The sequence below is a fragment of the Pseudomonas sp. PME37.24/025 genome, assembly GCF_055556615.1.
This window is the reverse complement of sequence record NZ_JBVHNK010000024.1, coordinates 26,640-43,094: the sequence shown is the minus strand read 5'-3', so window position 1 is coordinate 43,094 and position 16,455 is coordinate 26,640. Positions and strand designations below refer to the sequence as shown.

The following is a 16,455-nucleotide window of genomic DNA, read 5'->3' as shown; positions in this document are numbered from 1 at the left end:
CCGCGAAGAACGATGACGCGTAGTACCTGAAAAACCGCGGTGCATTCTTCGCGGGCAAGCCACGCTCCCACAGGATTTTCGTCGCTCCAATTCCTTAACTTACCGGCATTAGGCTTTCTGCCTCTGTACACCTCGTCTTTTTGTACGGGCAAAACGGCCAACAAATACAGCACTCTGCCATATTCAACTGCCAGAGCCCGACTCTTACGATGTTCCTGTCGAACAACATCCAAGAGGACTGCTTTCATGACTGAATACAAAATTGCCCTGGTGGGCTTTGGTGGCGTCAACCGCGGCCTGGCTCAACTGGTCGCAGATCGTAACGCCGAGTGGAAAGCATCGCTGGGTTTTGGGATCAAAATCGTCGGTGTGACTGATATTTTTCTTGGTTCCATCGTTGCTAAAGAGGGGCTGGATGAAAAGCAGTTGGTCGCTCTGCCGATCGAGAAGGGGGCGTTCGCTCAGCTGCCTGGAGGCACCGCTGAGGCGTTAACCGAAACCGTCATCAAGCATTCTGGTGCTGACATGATGGCTGAAGCCACCTTCACCAACCCTGTCGATGGTGAGCCCGCTACTACCTTCTGCCGCTGGGCTCTGGAAAGCGGCATCGATGTTGTGACCACCAACAAGGGACCCATTGCATTGCACGGCGCTGAGCTGAAGGATTTGGCCCGTCGTCATGGTGTTGCCTTCGAGTACGAAGGTTCGGTTATGAGCGGCACGCCGGTGATTCGTCTGGCAAGACAGGCGCTGGCAGGTGCAGAGGTTCAAGGCTTTGAAGGCATCCTGAACGGGACTTCCAATTACGTGCTGAGCCGCATGAAGGATGGCCTGACTTTCAACGAGGCCGTCGCTCAGGCTCAACAGCTCGGCTATGCCGAGGCCGACCCGACTGCCGATGTGGAGGGGTTTGACGTCCGCCTCAAGGTGGTGATCCTCGCCAACGAACTGCTCAATGCTCGATTGAACGTCAGCGATGTGGCTTGCTCGGGGATTAGCAGCATCAGTCCAGAAGACATCGCTCAGGCAAGCGCCAATGGTGCGAGTTGGAAGCTGATCGGCTCTGCAAGTCGCGAAGTTGATGGCTCGGTTCGAGCGAGTGTAGAGGCTCGACTGCTGCCGAGTTCGCATCCTCTCGCAGGTATTTGCGGTGCGACCAACGCGGTGTCGTTCAACACTGCACTGTTGGGTGCAGTTACGGTATCCGGCCCTGGAGCAGGACGTATCGAAACTGCCTTCGCATTGCTGTCAGACATCATCGCCATCCACACCACTCACGGCAAGTAACAGGAGAGTCGTCATGAATGTATCCAGCATGGCCAATATCCAGCTTGTTGATGCCAAACAGATTGATGTGTTCAGTCCATTCGATGGTCGCTTGGTGGGAAGCGTGCCTTGCCTCGATGCAACCGCTGTTCCTGGCTTGCTGGAGCGTGCGCGGATTGGCGTGCGTGAGAGTGCGGCAATGCCTCGTCACCTTCGTGCACGCGTCCTTGAGGAAACGGCGCGGCGGGTGGAACTTGAGGCTGAAGCGTTTGCCAGACTCATTGTTGCAGAGGCCGGAAAGACGCTGCGACAAGCAGAGAAGGAAGTGAAGCGTTGTGTGAACACGCTGAAGCTATCGGCGGATGAGGCCCGTCGTAACGCCGGGGAAGTGATTCCATTTGAGGCATATGAAGGCTCAGAATCGCGCCAAGGCTGGTTCACTCGCGAACCGTTGGGGCTTATCGTCGCGATCACCCCCTACAACGATCCGCTGAACCTGGTCGCCCATAAACTGGGCCCGGCCATTGCCGGTGGCAATGCTGTGATTCTGAAACCCTCAGAGCTCGCACCGTTGTCGGCTCTCAAGCTGGTTGAGTGTCTGGTGGCGGCGGGGCTGCCTCCGTCCGTGGTGACCCCGGCGACCGGAGGCGTCGATCTGGGTAAAGCATTGGTGGAGCTGCGCGAAGTGCGGATGATCTCTTTCACAGGTGGTTTTGCCACTGGAGAGTCCATTGCTCGTAGTGCAGGCTTGAAGAAGCTGGCCATGGATCTGGGGGGAAATGCACCGGTTCTCGTGCTCGAAGATTGTGATCTTGAACCGACCGTAGAGTCTTGTGTATCAGGTGCTTTCTGGGCAGCAGGACAGAATTGCATCGGCACGCAGCGCATCCTCGTACACCGTTCAATCTACGAAGATTTCCGCGAGCGTTTTGTCAGCCAGGCGCGTGCATTGGTACTTGGCGATCCTGATCAGCGAGCAACGGATGTTGGCCCAATGATTACGGAGCAGGCGGCTCGTCGCACCGAACAGTGGGTGAATGAGGCGCTGGCCGAGGGGGCTCTTCTTCTGTGCGGACACCATCGTCAAGTGGGAAGCTATGCGCCGACCGTGCTGGAGCGTGTAAGCCATAACAGTCGGATCTGGCAGCAGGAGGTCTTCGCGCCGGTGGTCATCCTGGAGCCTTTTGACCATCTGGATGATGCCGTTGCTCTGGCCAACGCGCCAGAGTACAGCTTGCATGCGGGAGTCTTCACCCGTGATCTTTCCAAGGCCTTGAAATTGGCGCGGCAAATTGAAGCCGGCGGGGTGATGATCAATGATTCTTCCGATTATCGTTTTGATGCCATGCCTTTTGGTGGCTTCAAGTACGGAAGTCTGGGGCGAGAAGGTGTTCGATTCGCCTACGAGGACATGACGCAACCCAAAGTGGTCTGCATCAACGAGATGGGTTGACACTCTGCTTTGGTGTCGATAGAACCGAGGTCAGGTCGGCCCTTGGCAACTAAGACAAAGGAGCTCCCATCAAACGCTTCATGCGATAAACCAGGGAGGAATATGATCAACATTCGTGAAGCTACCAAAGCCGACCTCGATGTTCTACGTGACGTCGGCTGTAAGACCTACCAAGAGCATTTTTCGGCCATTTGGTCTCTCGCCGGCATGCAGGGTTTCCTCAATCGAGACTTCTCACCCAGCGCGCTCGGCCAATCACTCGAATCATCCGCTAGCCATTTGTGGCTTATAGCCTCAGACGAAAGCGGTAGGGTCGTAGGCTTTTCCAAAGTTAACTGGTCAGCACCTGCGCCTTTAACTGGCGAAGTGGGCGTGGAGCTTCAAAAGATTTACTTCCTCAAATCCGAAGCAGGGCGAGGGTATGGGAAACAGCTTCTGCGCTTCATTTGCAACCGAGCGATAGAGCGCGGAGAACGCTTGCTCTGGCTTGACGTGCTAAAGACCAATTCAAATGCGCGGCGCTTCTATGAGGGTTTTGGTTTCCAAAAGATCGGTGAAATCCCGTTCAAAACTGACCTGGCTGAAATTGGGATGGTTGTAATGGCATGTGAACTTTCCCGATAGGCGCGTTCGATGTAACCGTCCGGCCAACTCACCTTTCTGACCTCGACGCCAAAGGCGATGGTGTCCACCTAATTTAAGCGGACACCATTTCTAGCCTTTTAAGCGGGTCTTTCCATGCAGCCACAACGCCGTTCCTATTCCAAATCCTTCAAGGCCCAGGTTGTCCAAGAGTGCGCCCAGCCTGGAGCTTCGATTGCCAGCGTTGCGCAGAAGCACAGCCTTAACGCGAACCTCGTCCATAAATGGATTCGGGTACAAACGAGCAAAGCCATGGAGCTGCCTTTCGATGGAAGGGTTAGACCTCAGGGGGCACACAGCGCTCTCAGCCTTAGGGGCAGGTAGCCAGAGGCCAACCGACGCGCGCTGCACGCAGGAGGCTGGCCTTAACAACCAAGCGGTGAAATGGGGCAATAACGAAGATGTAGGCCCGGCCTAGACGGTTGTGGCACTGGACCACGGTTGAAAAAACGAGTTGGCGACTGCCTTCTGGCTCTGCCTCTCCGGAACATAGGATCGATATCCGGAAGTCGAGGTGCTGGTCGTCCTCTCCCAACACGACTTCAGTCTGGTTCGTGCTGTAGACCTTGAAAATTCCAATCCGATTAGCAAGTGTTGCCAAGTGTTTGGCTGTCTTGAGACCAAAACAGGCAACGATAGTGTCTCGGACTTTCATGAGCCATCCGATCCAGGATGGCTGGTGGGAAAGGATGAATCGAGCTAGCAAGTCTGGATTGCTAGATGTGCCCGCAGGGAGCCGAATCGCAAAAGCGTCCGCCAGGTTCATCGACTTGTAAAGGTGGGTGATGCCGGACCTCGAGGGGACTGGCACGGACATAATGAGCTCAAATTCTCGGGGCATCGGGGATCTCTCCTGAGTTCTAACTACTAATTAGACGACATGCCATGTCGCGTTTCTTGTTGCGATGGTTTGTCGTATAACGCTCCTTGTCGCCCTGTCAGTGCTTGTCTAGCTTAGAAGTGACGTTCAAGCCGTCACTGCTCATTCCCAAGCACACGAGGTATCTGCATAGTGGAGGAATCTCGCTGTACAAGCGGCTCTTTTTCCATATTGCGGCGTGCCTACTCAGGCTATCAGGTACGTGTTCAAGTGTGGGGTTCACGGCAACTTCAGGTTCCAGGCGCAGTAGCGCACCAGGAGCGGAGCTCGCATGGGTCGTGGCGATGCCGTCCGGATAACCAATGTCCACGCCTTGATGAGGTCCAGAGCCTCGCTGAGCGAGCATGGATTAACTGGATGTTGTTGAGGCGCCAACTTCTCCTTGTCGGATACTGAGCCCGATCAAGGCATCATAGAGCTCTTGCTGCCCGGCTGGCAGAACAGGGAGCAACGTCGCACGGCGCTTGTCGACATCGAACCAGGATTCAACCAACCATCCCACCAGATAGAGCGCCGAAAGGCATCCGCCAGCGGTTGCAACGTTCCCCTGGCATACAAGAGGCTGGTCCACGGGCTCAAGTCCCAGAGCTTGCAAGCTCGATCGTGCATCCGGGTGTGTAGTTGCTTGGCCGCTGAGCAGCCCAAGCCGTTCGAGAATGAAAGCTCCGGCACATATGGAGCCGATTCGCTGGCGTCTGGAGTCAAGTTCAAACGACGGCAGGAAATCCGGGGCGGCAAGTGCAGCGGGTATCCCTTCCTTGCCGCTGACGAACAATACCGCGTCGGCACTATTGGCCTCGGAAAGCGGACCGTGCACCGAAACAGGCAGTCCGTGCGCCGATCGCACGATAGAGCTAGCACCCAATATTCGGACGTGCCAGTCTTCAGTGTTGCGGCCTAAAATGTCCCACATCAGGAATAGGTCGATATCAGTGAATTGGTCGAAAGCAACCAGAACGATTTTCTTCAAGGCGAGCTCCATGAAAAGTGCTGGCGTGCAAAACGCAACGGCCATCTTTGCTGGTGTTCGCAGCGTATCAATCGGTTGCGCACCATACACAGTCTGTATGGCGCTAAATATGGAGCGAAGTAACGGGTGAGAAAACTAACTCGTAACCATTGGATCGCGGCTGGTTTTGAGGCCCTCGACCAAATAGGGCATGTTGGCGTTTCGGCCGAGAGTCTATCGCGCCGATTGAATGTGACCCGCGGATCGTTCTATCACCATTTCCGCAATCGCGAAGACTTTGTCCGCACCTTGCTGGCCGCTTGGGAAGAAGACTACACGGAGCGCATGCTCGCTTATGCGGCGCAGGGTCGTAGCGCGGGCGAAACCTTGAAACGCTACTTGAGTATTGCCGCTGAGAAACAACCTGGGCGGGAAGTTTCCATCCGAGCCTGGTCGCTGCACGATCCGTTGGTAGGCGAGTTTCAGCAGCGTGTTGACACAAGACGACTGGACTTCGCGATACGGACGTGCCGCCGCTTGGTCCATATGCCAGGCGAAGCAGAAGTGATTGGTCAGATGGCCCATCTGTGCCTGATTGGTGGTCAACAGGCAGGGCTGCGGCGTGATGCTGCTCGCTTCAACAGTTTCCTGCATCGAGCCTTTTCACTTTTCGAAGGGGCTCTTCCACCGTGGCGGGTCTAAGTCATGAGCTAAATTGGGTAACTGAATAAATAGAGTTCGCGTGCCGCTGCAAATGTGTTTGGGGTAGGGACGTCGCTACCAATCTGCAACGCTTCAAGCCTTTGCGCGCTATAGCAATTTCCCCGTACGCTTACCGTTCGATTGCCTCTGCAACTCCCCTGTGGGAGCGGGAATGATCGCTCCCACAGGATATGACCTAACCCAAGGTGGTGAAATCGCTGGCGTGCAGCGCCTGGACGCCCACCAATTGGATTTCGAACTCGGGGGTGGCGTCGGCATCGACACTGCCGTAGAGAATGCCATCGGCAAAGCGCAGTTGGCCGGTGGCGTTGGCTGGGTCGAAGGCGTTGCTATCGATGAAGGTGAAGGCGTCGACAGCGGTGGTCAGCGGGTTGGCGTCCAGGCCGGTGAAATCCAGAAGATCGCCTTCGGTGCTCTTGAAGCCGTTGATCACATCGCGCAAAACCCCGACGCCCATGTCCGACAGCGCACCAAACGCGTAGGTATCCGCGCCAGTGCCAGCAGTGAGGTTGTCGGTGCCTGCACCGCCGATCAACCGGTCATCGCCCGAACCGCCCACCAGCGTATCGTTGCCCGCACCACCGTTCAGAACGTTCGCGGCGCTGTTGCCCGACAGACTGTCGGCGTAGGCGCTTCCCGTCAGGTTTTCGCAGAATTTCAAGGTGTCGAGCCCGGAACCCGCGGTGTTTTGTTGCGCTGACGTCGAGAGGTTTGCGGTAACGCCGGACAGGGCGCGTTCAAAGGACACCGTGTCAATGCCATCGCGCCCGTCCAGCACGTTGTTGCCGGCTCCGGCGAACAGCGTGTTGTCCAACGCGTTGCCCGTGCCATTGGCGGCGCCAGTGCTATCGATATACAGACGCTCGACGTTGTTGCCGAGGGTATAGGCCGCCAAGCTGCTGTGCACGCTGTCGATCCCTCCAGACACCGCATTGCTGTTGGTCTCGATCACGGCGTCATCGGTGTTGTCGACATAGTAGGTGTCGTTGCCATTGCCGCCGCTCATGCTGTCGTCCCCTGCGGCACCATTGAGCACGTTATTGGCGGCATTGCCGGTGATGAAGTTGTGCCGCTCATTGCCGGTGCCGTTGATGTCCGACACGCCGGTGAGCACCAGGTTCTCGAGATTGGCGCCGAGCGTCCAGCTGACCGAAGCCAGCACCGTATCGATCTGCGAGGTCGAGGTGTTGGTTTCCACCACGCGGTCTAACGCGTTATCGACCACGTAGATGTCGTTGCCATCGCCACCGGTCATGGTGTCGGCACCCAAGCCGCCATCCAGTTTGTCGTTGCCCGAACTGCCCACCAGGGTATCCGCCTGGCTGGTACCGGAAATCAAGTTCTGAGCGTTGTCGAAAATGTCCTGCACGCTGTTGTTGTCGTTGGGGTTGCCCTGGAAGCCAAGGTCATTGGCAATGTAGTCGGCCAGGCGCTGGCCGACGATCTCCGCCGACTCCTCGTGCAGGTGCCAGACGTCGTCGGGATACGCCAGTGGATCGACTTCGTGGCGCAAGGGGAGGTCGGTGTAGTCCACCGCCAGCTGCACGTCGGCGCGCTCGGCAGCGATGGCTTCCTGGGCGGCGCGGACATAGCCAACCCCTTCGACGATGGAGGCAATCTTTTCTTCCGAATAACCACGGGCACGCGCCGCGTCCTGTTCGTAGTGACCGGTTTCCATCAAGTACACGCTGAAGTTGCCGAACTGGGCATGCAGGTAATCAAACACCTTCAGGGTCGCGGCCTTGTAGGCCGCTGCTGCCGCGGCTTTGTCCGTGGCGCTGGCAATCTCCTGGGCGGCTTCCTCGCCCTGGCCCCAAATGATGCCCAGGGTGACGTTATTGATGGATTGCAGTTCGGTGAGCTGGTCCTGCAGCAGCGTCACGGCGCGCAACAGCGCAGCCCCGGGTTGGTTGGTGTCGGTCAGCCACCAGCACAACTTGAGTTCCTCGGCGCTGAGCGTCGACAGGCCGGTGACCGTGCTGCCGCCCACCGCGATGTCGATGCCGTTGCCATTGGCATCGGTGAACTGGCTGCGCACGTCATAGGGGGTGTAGCGGTCCAGGTCGTTGACCAGCATCGAGGTGCCGGACTGATTGTCGTCCTCCGTCATGCGCAGCAGGCGTGCATTGGATTGACCGAGGGTGGGCAGGTAGAGGATGTCTTGCTGGGTGCTCTCGCCGAACACGAAGTCGCTGGCGGTCAGGGTGTTGAGGTAGTTGCCGCTGAGGGCGATTTCAAAACGATTGCCATCGGCATCCGCTTCGGCGGACTTGATGTAGGTCTTGTCGCCAGCCGCGTTGAGGGTGATGTACAGCGTGCCATTGCTGCCATCGCCCAAGCCGAGAAAGCCCAGGGCCGAAACATCGATCTTGTCGACGCCCACTATGAAGTCATAAATCGTGTCGGTGGCCGTGATACCACCCGTGTCGTAGTCGCGGTAGCTGTCGAGTGCGTTGGTGTAGCGAAAGCTGTCGGCACCGTCGCCGCCGTACAGCGAATCGCGTCCGGCGCCGCCGTCGACGATGTCCGCGCCGGTGCCGGCCTTGATTGTGTCGTTGCCACCGAGGCCGAGGATCAGGTCTGCGCCCGTCGTGCCGTTGAGGGTTTCGGCATTGTTGGTGCCGGTGATGGTGTTGGCGGGCGCATCGGCCACGACCAGGGCGAAGCTATCGCTGACCGATGCACCGGCCGGGTCCGTGGCTTTGACCAGTACGTTGTAGTTGCCGGACGCAGTGCTGGTCGGCGTGCCGGTGAACGTCAGGTTGGTGGCATTGAAGCTCAGCCACGCGGGCAGGGCGCTGCCATCGGCCAGGGTCGCGGTGTAGCTGAGGCTGTCATTATCCGGATCGGTGAAGCTGGTGGCCGGCACCGCGTAGCTGAACGGGGTGTTCTCGGTCGCGTTCTGATCCAGCAACGCCGTTGCCATCACCGGCGCATGGTTGACCGTTGGCGAAGTGGCGAAGACGAAATTGGCGCTGGTCAGCTTGCCGAGGTAGTTGCCGTCCAGTGCCACTTCGAAGCGGTTGCCATTGGCGTCGGCGGTCAATGACTTGATGTAAGTCTTGGTGCCGGCACTGTTAAGCACCACGTACACGGTGTTGTTCTTGCCATCCCCCAGGCCGGTGAAACCTATGGCCGAGAGGTCGATCTTGTCGGCGGTGACATCGAAGTCGGTGATCAGGTCGCCAAGGTTGGCGCCGCCGGTATTGTAGTTGCGGTAACTGTCCAGACGGTTGGAGAACACGAAGGTGTCCGCCCCGGCGCCACCCGTGAGGGTGTCCATACCGGCGCCACCGTCGAGCCTGTCGTCGCCCGCGCCGCCACTGAGGCTGTCGTTGCCCGCCAGGCCGAGCAGGGTGTCGGCCGAATCGCTACCCAGCAGCGAGTCGCTGCCGCTGGTGCCGGTGACCACACGATTGAAGATGAAATTGCTGGCGGTCAGGGTGCTGGCGAGGTTGCCCGAGAGAATCAACTCGAAGCGATTGCCGCTGGCGTCGGCGTCGTAGTCCTTGATGTAGGTGCGGTCGCTGCTGGCGCTGTAGCTGACCTGCAGGGTGCCGCCATGGCCATTGCCCAAGCCGGTGAAACCGAGTCCGGCGAGGTCGATCTTGTCCTGGGTGACGTCGAAGTCGGTGATCGTGTCATCGAAACTTGCGGTTGCGTTGCGGTAACTGTCGGACTGAGTGGCGAAACGGAACGTATCGGCGCCTGTACCACCGGTGAGTTTGTCGATGCCTGCACCCCCCACCAGAATGTCGCCACCGGCCCCGCCATTGATGGTGTCGTTGCCGGCACCACCGTAGAAAATCTCGCTGACGGCGCTGCCCAGCAGGGTGTCGTTGCCAGCGGTACCTTGCACGGTGATCATCGGCACCGTGGCGCTGACATAGCTGCCGTCACCATAGATCAGCGTGGCACCCTTGCTGGTGTGGCTGATGGTATTGCCAATAATGGCGTTGCGATCAGTGCCGTCTTCGTTGCGTTCGGCAACGCCGTAGGTCGACAGGTTGCTGCCGATGATGATGTTGCCCTGGATCGTGTTATCGCTGCCGTTGAAGTACATGCCGGACACGCCCAGGGTGTCGTTGTAGGACTGGATGATGATTTCCGGTACGGGGCTGCCCAGGGAATTGTTGTTGAGCGTGTTGTCGATGATTTCGACGTGATTGCTGCCGTAGATGCGGATCCCGGCGCTGGTATTGTCGTGGATATCGACGTCGCTGACGGTCACCTCGCTGGACAGTTTGATCAGCACCCCTTCGGCGCCGTTGCTGTACACCTCGCCACCGGTAATGGTGATGTTGCTGGGGGAGGGGATGTCCTCGCTGCCACGCTGGATCACGATGCCATTGCCGCCGTTGTCGTAGGCGATGTTATTGGTCATGGTGAAATCGTGGGTGCTGGTGACGATGTTGAAACCGTGGCGGTCGTTGTCGTAGGCGATGTTGTTTTCGAAGGTACTGTTGCTGAGGAAGTCAGCAACGAAGCCGTCCAGGCCGTTGCCGTGGGACACGCTGTTCTTGATGACCATGTTGACGGTCTGCTCATGGGGGTCGAAACCGTACCCGGAGCAATCCTTGATCTCGACACTGTCGAGGGTGACGTTGGAGTCGTAGCCTGCTTCGCCGGGAATGTAGCCATTGAACCAACCGTCGATCTTGCCCGTGGTGCTGTCACGGTTGCCATCGATGGTGAGGTTGCTGACGCCGAAGTCATGGGTTTCCTCGCCATAGGCGGAGCGGATGACCCCTGTGATCTTGGTGTCGGAGCCGTCAGCCACCTTGACCGTCGTTGCGCCCATGCCGTCGCCGTACAGGTAGACGTTGCTCTTGAGCATCAGGCAACCGTCGGAGGGTTCCTCACCTCCCGAAACGATATAAGTTCCGGTGGGCATATACACCTGCCCACCGCCTGCAGCGGCCGCGGCATTAATTGCACTTTGTATCGCCGCTGTGTCGTCAGTGATGCCATCTCCTTTGGCGCCAAAATTTTGTACGTTGAAAATCATGAGCTTATCTCCGTATCAGGCGAAAACCTCGGTAGATGCCAATATTCCATCGACAGCTATCGTGTTATGACCCGGAGGAGGGCAAAAGTTGTGACCGTGCATCGGGGAAGCGTCAAAAAACCGAACTAACTGATTAGCGGTTGGAAAGGGTTTTTAGATGTTTTGAAAAAATAACGTTCTGTTGACGCTTGCTTGGGGGCGAGTGAAGCCCTGTGGGAGCGGGCTTGCGAAGACGGTGGTTCAGGTTCGATCATGGGATGTGCATCGGCATGGGTATTGAATTCATGCCGAGGTGTTGAAGGAACCTGTCATTGCAGGTTTTCAATCAAGGGGGAGGTTGGGTCTACAGGAAGGCGGGTGAACATCTACGTGATTTCAGGCTTGTCGCAGAAAAAAACCGCCTTCAGGAAGGCGGCTTCTTCATCGTTGCCGCTGCAGGCGAGCGTCCTCATCTTCGCAACCGGGATTGGTAGGGGTAATAGCCATTCTGGTCTTCTTGATACAGAACGGGCGAAATCGATCTGGCTCCCTTCGTCACTCATACCATACTACTTGAACGTATTAATGAGGCCTTCGATCTGATGCATGAAGGCACTATCAAATACTGATCCGCACCCTGGAGCTCAGGCTCCAGGTCCAGTTCCAATACACCCTGATATTGGAGGTTTATCGTGAGCAAATTGAAGCTTCATCCTTCGCTGGACAACGGAATAGAGCCAAGCGCTGCTAATTTCTCTGGCGGCACCCTGCAATGCCTGTGTCCGACTGATAAGGTTGAAATCAGGATTGACGCCCAGACCCTGCACAATCACGCCTGTGGCTGCAGCAAATGCTGGAAGCCCGCAGGTGCGAAATTCGCGGTCGTTGCTGTTGTTCCTCGCGATAAAGTCAGCGTCACCGCGAACGCCGAAAAGCTGGTCATCGTCGACGAGAGCGCGACTATTCAACGACATGCCTGCAAAGAGTGCCATGCACATATGTACGGCCGCATCGAAAATAAAGACCACGCGTTCTATGGCCTGGATTTTGTGCATACCGAGCTATCCCCGCAAAAAGGGTGGGCTGCAGCGGGCTTTGCAGCTTTCGTTTCATCGATCATCGAAACCGGCACGCCACCGGAGGACATGAAGGAAATCCGCGGAAAACTGCGGGCGCTCGGTTTGGAACCTTATGATTGCTTGTCGCCAGATCTGATGGACGCATTGGCTACGCAAGTGGCGAAGTTGAATGGCGTTCTCGCATCCCGTTAAACCCATTTGCTGAATGTATTATTCGACTCGATCCCCCTTGGCCGAACCATTGGTGCAACGCCCCTTCACCTAGATGCGTTTCAGGTGAAGGGCGTTGGGCTCAAGCCCCATTATTATGGTCGATGACCGATGTTCATAAGCGGCTGTAACCCTGGATTTTGAGACCCGTTAGCCAGAAACCGGGTTAGAGTGTTCGTCAATGTCTGTTCAAAAGGGCCCTCCACTCGATTCGCGTAGTCGCGCCAAGCGGCTCCAGCGAACGAACCGGGCAAAAAAAACCGTATATCAATCGTTATGTGAAGAATGAATCGTCCGCTGTTTGTTTCTCTGGATGGGCCCAAGGGAGCCGGCAAAACCACACTGTTGGAGGCCGTTACGAAAGTACTGAGGGCAGACAACAAAAAGGTGATCCGACTTTGCGAGAAAAAAAGCGATCCCTATAGGGGTGAAACAATGACCCTCGTGAACAAACTCGTCAGAAATCCCACCCGGGATTTGGAGTTGGAGGTTTGTGAGCGCTTTGCTGATAGCCGTACCTGGATTTCCCGGCACGTGCTGGCTAAACAGCCACCAGGCAGCATCATCTTGATCGATCGCTGGTACCCGTCTGATGCCGCGTTTCGCCGGATAATCCCGTTTGCAGAGATTCTACAGCTGAACATTGATAGAAACGTGCAAGTGCCAGACCTGCATATCGGGGTTGTCACCGCCCCTGAAATTTCATGGGCAAGGGCAGCGGCACGACGGCGTGGGCTGAGCAGTACTGTGATCCATAAGCTGGAAGAACATGTCGCTTGTACCAAGGCGTTCGAGCGAGCGATTGCAGATCACGGCTGGGTTTTATGCCGTAATGAAGGAACGATCGAAGACGCAACGATGCAGGTGATTTCTGAGATCTATAGCGTCCTTCGATGCCCTGTAGGCGAAGTTCGCTGCGCCGGCCTTGATGCGGCTGAGATAGCTGTAGATATAGATCGTTAGCAGGATCGGTAGCCGGATGATGCTTTGATCTGGGTGCCTGTCATCGAACTCTAAGCCGAAGCTTCCCGGGGTGGGTCATACATGATCAGACGGTTCGAGCGTCGATTGCTGGAGATGTATACCAAGAGGAAAGCGGACGAGTTGGGGCGTCATTCATGGCCAATGACGCTTTCTTTCTGGGAGGCATCGAGAAAGGCCAATGTGGCAACACTCTGAACGCTGGGAAACGGAGAGAAATGCTGCAAGCTGTGGATTCAGCTCCGTCCGACCAAATTAAGTTTACGGCCAAAGGTAGCGTAGTGAGAGAAGTTCCACCCAGACACATCATTTAACATAATATACATTACACGTAACATCATGTTTCAAGATTAGCCCGGTTGCACGCAGATTTTGAAGCCCTCAATTCCCCCAAGCCCCTCATCCTTGCGTCAGCTTCCCAATCAGCTCCGAATGTTCGGGAAACTGCGCTCTGAGCTTCTGCCGGCTACCCATCTCCATATCTGCATAATCAAACCCTGGTGAAACCGCTTCACTGATCAAACCGTATTCCGCTAAACCATTCATAAGCTGCGAAGCTTTCCAGACGCCACCAGGTACATGCAGCTGCAAACATTGCCCGGCGATAATGTCGTTGCCCATCACGACAGTTTCCAACGTGCCGTCTGGAAAAATCAGTCTGTACTGAATCGGGTTTCCCAAATGGTAGTAATGAACGATGTCCGATTGATTCAGGTGGAAATGACCGATCGGCGAATCCTTGGTCAGCAAGTAATAAATTGAAGTCATCAAGTGACGTTGACCACCATTGATCTCGACCATAGCGTGGTGATCAGATTGAAAGGTTCTTCGGTAGAAACCGCCTTCCATGTGAGGCTCCAGAGCCAATGCGGCGATTACCGCTTCAGTGTCGGGAATTTGAATATCGAGCTCACTATTGGTCATGTGGATTGCCCTCCTTAAAATACTGCGACTATCACGCAAATCAATTAGATAGATTATAACTATGCTAAATGGTTGTTTAGTCGTTTTATTTCGATAGCGTTTAAAAGCGTGAGCAAACGCAAAGCTTGACTCTATAGCTACCCCTGCCCTCGCAACACCGCAATATCCCGCTTGGGGGGTACGCCAAACAGACGGCTGTATTCGCGGCTGAACTGGGACGGGCTTTCATATCCGACCTTATAAGCCGCACTGGATACGTCCTGATGTTCATTGAGCATCAATCGCCTCGCCTCGTTCAGTCGCAGCCATTTCTGGTACTGCAAGGGGCTCATTGTGGTGAGTTGGCGGAAGTGGTGGTGAAAGGTCGGAGTGCTCATCTGCACTCGGGCCGCAAGTTCATCGATGCGAAGCGCTGAGGTGTAATTCAACTTTAGCCAATCGATGGCTTTGGCGATCCGATAACCTTGGCCATCGACAGAAGTTATTTGTCGAAGCCGGCTCGCTTGGTCACTCTGCAAGAGACGGTAGTGAATCTCGCGTTGAATCAACGGGGCGAGAACAGGAATGGACTCCGGCTCATCGAGCAGTGCCAATAAGCGCTCGAATGACGCCAGCATTGCAGGGGTCACTGAACCAATTCCTACCCCCTTCGCAACTGATCGATCACGGGTTGGCGGCAGGTCACTTTGCGCTATCAGCTCAGCCAGCATGCGCAGGTCGAGCTTCAAAGTCAGTCCCAGGCATGGCTGTTCCGGGCTTGCCACCAGCACTTCTGAATTGGCAGGCAAGTCCAATGAGGTGATCAGAAATCGCGACGTGTCATACGGATAGCCTTCGCCGCCTACCCAGAGCTGTTTCTCACCCCGGGCGACGAGGATGATGCTTGGCTCGACCATGCAGACGACGGGCGGCGATGGATGTTCGCGCCTGAAGAAGCCGAGGCCCGTAATGGGCGTTCCGTAATCACCTGGTTTCGGAATCTGCGCGCCGATGATCTGCGCAAGCGTTTCTTGCGGCGAAGTCTGTTGAGGCGCGGTGTCGTGTTTGATCGTCATGTTCGTTTTGTACCTCTTCGCTGAACTCTAACTCGCCAGTTCACGACCGTCCTGCAAAAAAACAGAGACTCATAGAATCAGGCAAGTAATCCAGCGCAATGCACTACAGGGAGTATGGGCAGAGCCGGAGAATGTTCATCCGACACACCCATTGAGGAATCTCCCATGACGTCAAGTATCGCTTCGTGATCGACAACGCCTTGGCTGATTAAGCACTTGGGTCAAAACACTCCAGCAAACTACGACTCAATCGAAAGGACTATCCGGTGAAAGGAATTTTTCTTGCCCTGGGGCTTCTCGTTACCTCTTTTTCTTCAATGGGAGCCGATATGTCAAACGGCGCGGACAACTTCTATAAAAGCGAGAAAGTGACCGTTGAAAAGGTCACCTTCAAAAATCAATACGGTATGAAGGTGGCGGGCAACCTGTTCACCCCGAAAGACCTCGCCCCAAAATCCAAGAACGCCGCCATCATCGTCGGCCATCCAATGGGCGCGGTGAAGGAGCAGAGTGCGAACTTGTACGCCACCAAAATGGCCGAACAAGGATTTGTCACACTGTCCCTGGATTTGTCCTTCTGGGGCGAGAGCGAGGGCACGCCTCGCCAGGCCGTCTCGCCTGATATTTACGCAGAAGACTTCAGTGCCGCCGTGGACTTTCTCGGCACTCACCCAATTGTCGATCCTGAGCGAATCGGCGTCCTCGGCATCTGCGGCAGTGGCAGCTTCGCTATCAGTGCGGCCAAGATTGATCCGCGCATGAAGGCCATCGCCACCGTCAGCATGTACGACATGGGTGCGGCCAACCGTAACGGTCTCAAACACGCAGTGACTGCGGAACAACGCCAGCAGATCATTCGCGACGCCACCGAGCAGCGCTATGCCGAATTCCAGGGTGGCGAAATCCGCTACACCGGCGGCACGCCGCTCAAACTGACCGGCAATGCCGTGGGCGACGAGTTCTACGATTTCTATCGCACCCACCGAGGCGAAGTCACTCCGGCGGGCGCATCGCCGCAGACAACCACCATGCCGACGCTGACCAGCAACGTGAAGTTCATGAACTTCTATCCGTTCAATGACATCGAGACTCTCTCCCCTCGCCCGCTGCTGTTCATTGCCGGCGCCCAGGCACACTCACGCGAGTTCAGTGAGGACGCCTACAAGCGGGCCGCCGAGCCTAAAGAGTTGCTCATTATTCCAGATGCCGGACACGTCGATCTCTACGACCGGGTCAACCTCATCCCATTCGCCAAGTTGACCACGTTCTTCAAAAGCAACCTGAAATAGCCTGATCGGTGCCCTGG

Annotated in this window: 15 protein-coding genes and 1 pseudogene; 9 read left to right on the top strand and 7 right to left on the bottom strand. The window is 56.3% G+C overall.

Going from position 1 to position 16,455, the window contains the following annotated elements:
* On the bottom strand, positions 1 to 248 hold a 248-nt coding region (locus tag ACZ3HH_RS28965), incomplete at its 3' end, for a hypothetical protein (RefSeq protein WP_465809876.1).
* Between ACZ3HH_RS28965 and ACZ3HH_RS28960 the strand changes: the two genes are divergently transcribed.
* The 4 genes from ACZ3HH_RS28960 to ACZ3HH_RS28945 all read left to right on the top strand — a co-directional run bounded on the left by ACZ3HH_RS28960 (position 247) and on the right by ACZ3HH_RS28945 (position 3,685).
* A complete protein-coding gene (locus ACZ3HH_RS28960; protein ID WP_465809874.1) occupies positions 247 to 1,287 on the top strand; it encodes a homoserine dehydrogenase in 1,041 nt (346 codons plus the stop codon). The genes ACZ3HH_RS28965 and ACZ3HH_RS28960 overlap by 2 nt on opposite strands.
* Positions 1,288 to 1,300: 13 nt before the next feature.
* Positions 1,301 to 2,719: an aldehyde dehydrogenase family protein gene (locus ACZ3HH_RS28955; protein WP_465809872.1), complete on the top strand. Its 1,419-nt coding sequence runs from the start codon at positions 1,301 to 1,303 to the stop codon at positions 2,717 to 2,719.
* Positions 2,720 to 2,821: 102 nt separating this feature from the next.
* Positions 2,822 to 3,343: a GNAT family N-acetyltransferase gene (locus ACZ3HH_RS28950; RefSeq protein ID WP_465809870.1), complete on the top strand. Its 522-nt coding sequence runs from the start codon at positions 2,822 to 2,824 to the stop codon at positions 3,341 to 3,343.
* 114 nt (positions 3,344 to 3,457) lie between these two features.
* Positions 3,458 to 3,685 (top strand): transposase, encoded by a 228-nt coding sequence (locus ACZ3HH_RS28945; protein WP_465809868.1) that lies wholly within the window; start codon positions 3,458 to 3,460, stop codon positions 3,683 to 3,685.
* Here ACZ3HH_RS28945 and ACZ3HH_RS28940 read toward each other — a convergent pair.
* Positions 3,672 to 4,202: a DUF2867 domain-containing protein gene (locus tag ACZ3HH_RS28940; protein WP_465809866.1), complete on the bottom strand. Its 531-nt coding sequence runs from the start codon at positions 4,200 to 4,202 to the stop codon at positions 3,672 to 3,674. The genes ACZ3HH_RS28945 and ACZ3HH_RS28940 overlap by 14 nt on opposite strands.
* 388 nt (positions 4,203 to 4,590) lie before the next feature.
* Positions 4,591 to 5,211 carry a DJ-1/PfpI family protein gene (locus ACZ3HH_RS28935; protein ID WP_465809864.1) on the bottom strand — a complete coding sequence of 207 codons (621 nt, stop codon included), beginning with the start codon at positions 5,209 to 5,211 and terminating at the stop codon, positions 4,591 to 4,593.
* A 126-nt stretch (positions 5,212 to 5,337) separates the two neighbouring features.
* On the opposite strand from ACZ3HH_RS28935, the gene ACZ3HH_RS28930 reads away from it, so the two are divergent.
* On the top strand, positions 5,338 to 5,892 hold the full coding sequence (locus ACZ3HH_RS28930; RefSeq protein WP_465809862.1) for a TetR/AcrR family transcriptional regulator: 555 nt from the start codon (positions 5,338 to 5,340) through the stop codon (positions 5,890 to 5,892).
* 196 nt (positions 5,893 to 6,088) lie between these two features.
* On the opposite strand, the gene ACZ3HH_RS28925 is transcribed toward ACZ3HH_RS28930, so the two are convergent.
* Positions 6,089 to 10,921: a M10 family metallopeptidase C-terminal domain-containing protein gene (locus tag ACZ3HH_RS28925; RefSeq protein ID WP_465809860.1), complete on the bottom strand. Its 4,833-nt coding sequence runs from the start codon at positions 10,919 to 10,921 to the stop codon at positions 6,089 to 6,091.
* A gap of 365 nt (positions 10,922 to 11,286) precedes the next feature.
* The gene (locus ACZ3HH_RS28920; protein ID WP_465809858.1) at positions 11,287 to 11,463 is read right to left on the bottom strand and encodes a hypothetical protein; all 177 of its coding nucleotides are present in this window, start codon (positions 11,461 to 11,463) and stop codon (positions 11,287 to 11,289) included.
* Between ACZ3HH_RS28920 and ACZ3HH_RS28915 the strand changes: the two are divergent.
* The 3 genes and pseudogenes from ACZ3HH_RS28915 to ACZ3HH_RS28905 form a co-directional block, all read left to right on the top strand.
* A pseudogene (locus ACZ3HH_RS28915) lies at positions 11,431 to 11,529 on the top strand (hypothetical protein); the annotation flags it as partial. The gene ACZ3HH_RS28920 and the pseudogene ACZ3HH_RS28915 overlap by 33 nt on opposite strands.
* Positions 11,530 to 11,592: 63 nt before the next feature.
* Positions 11,593 to 12,171, top strand: a complete 579-nt coding sequence (gene gfa / locus ACZ3HH_RS28910; RefSeq protein ID WP_465809856.1) for an S-(hydroxymethyl)glutathione synthase — start codon at positions 11,593 to 11,595, stop codon at positions 12,169 to 12,171.
* Between the two features lie 303 nt (positions 12,172 to 12,474).
* Positions 12,475 to 13,152: a dTMP kinase gene (locus tag ACZ3HH_RS28905; protein ID WP_465809854.1), complete on the top strand. Its 678-nt coding sequence runs from the start codon at positions 12,475 to 12,477 to the stop codon at positions 13,150 to 13,152.
* Positions 13,153 to 13,569: 417 nt separating this feature from the next.
* On the opposite strand, the gene ACZ3HH_RS28900 is transcribed toward ACZ3HH_RS28905, so the two are convergent.
* Together ACZ3HH_RS28900 and ACZ3HH_RS28895 are read right to left on the bottom strand one after the other, a co-directional pair.
* Positions 13,570 to 14,094, bottom strand: a complete 525-nt coding sequence (locus tag ACZ3HH_RS28900; protein WP_465809852.1) for a cupin domain-containing protein — start codon at positions 14,092 to 14,094, stop codon at positions 13,570 to 13,572.
* A gap of 137 nt (positions 14,095 to 14,231) precedes the next feature.
* Positions 14,232 to 15,149: an AraC family transcriptional regulator gene (locus ACZ3HH_RS28895; RefSeq protein WP_465809850.1), complete on the bottom strand. Its 918-nt coding sequence runs from the start codon at positions 15,147 to 15,149 to the stop codon at positions 14,232 to 14,234.
* A gap of 329 nt (positions 15,150 to 15,478) precedes the next feature.
* On the opposite strand from ACZ3HH_RS28895, the gene ACZ3HH_RS28890 reads away from it, so the two are divergent.
* Complete coding sequence (locus tag ACZ3HH_RS28890) at positions 15,479 to 16,438, top strand: alpha/beta hydrolase (protein WP_465809848.1); 960 nt, start codon at positions 15,479 to 15,481, stop codon at positions 16,436 to 16,438.
* Positions 16,439 to 16,455 lie beyond the last annotated feature (17 nt).

Excerpts from the sequence above, each read along its gene's own strand:
- ACZ3HH_RS28960 (WP_465809874.1), top strand. The coding sequence starts at position 247 with ATGACTGAATACAAAATTGCCCTGGTGGGCTTTGGTGGCGTCAACCGC.
- ACZ3HH_RS28955 (WP_465809872.1), top strand. The coding sequence starts at position 1,301 with ATGAATGTATCCAGCATGGCCAATATCCAGCTTGTTGATGCCAAACAG.
- ACZ3HH_RS28950 (WP_465809870.1), top strand. The coding sequence starts at position 2,822 with ATGATCAACATTCGTGAAGCTACCAAAGCCGACCTCGATGTTCTACGT.
- ACZ3HH_RS28945 (WP_465809868.1), top strand. The coding sequence starts at position 3,458 with ATGCAGCCACAACGCCGTTCCTATTCCAAATCCTTCAAGGCCCAGGTT.
- ACZ3HH_RS28940 (WP_465809866.1), bottom strand. The coding sequence starts at position 4,202 with ATGCCCCGAGAATTTGAGCTCATTATGTCCGTGCCAGTCCCCTCGAGG.
- ACZ3HH_RS28925 (WP_465809860.1), bottom strand. The coding sequence starts at position 10,921 with ATGATTTTCAACGTACAAAATTTTGGCGCCAAAGGAGATGGCATCACT.
- ACZ3HH_RS28920 (WP_465809858.1), bottom strand. The coding sequence starts at position 11,463 with ATGAGTGACGAAGGGAGCCAGATCGATTTCGCCCGTTCTGTATCAAGA.
- ACZ3HH_RS28905 (WP_465809854.1), top strand. The coding sequence starts at position 12,475 with ATGAATCGTCCGCTGTTTGTTTCTCTGGATGGGCCCAAGGGAGCCGGC.
- ACZ3HH_RS28900 (WP_465809852.1), bottom strand. The coding sequence starts at position 14,094 with ATGACCAATAGTGAGCTCGATATTCAAATTCCCGACACTGAAGCGGTA.
- ACZ3HH_RS28895 (WP_465809850.1), bottom strand. The coding sequence starts at position 15,149 with ATGACGATCAAACACGACACCGCGCCTCAACAGACTTCGCCGCAAGAA.
- ACZ3HH_RS28890 (WP_465809848.1), top strand. The coding sequence starts at position 15,479 with ATGTCAAACGGCGCGGACAACTTCTATAAAAGCGAGAAAGTGACCGTT.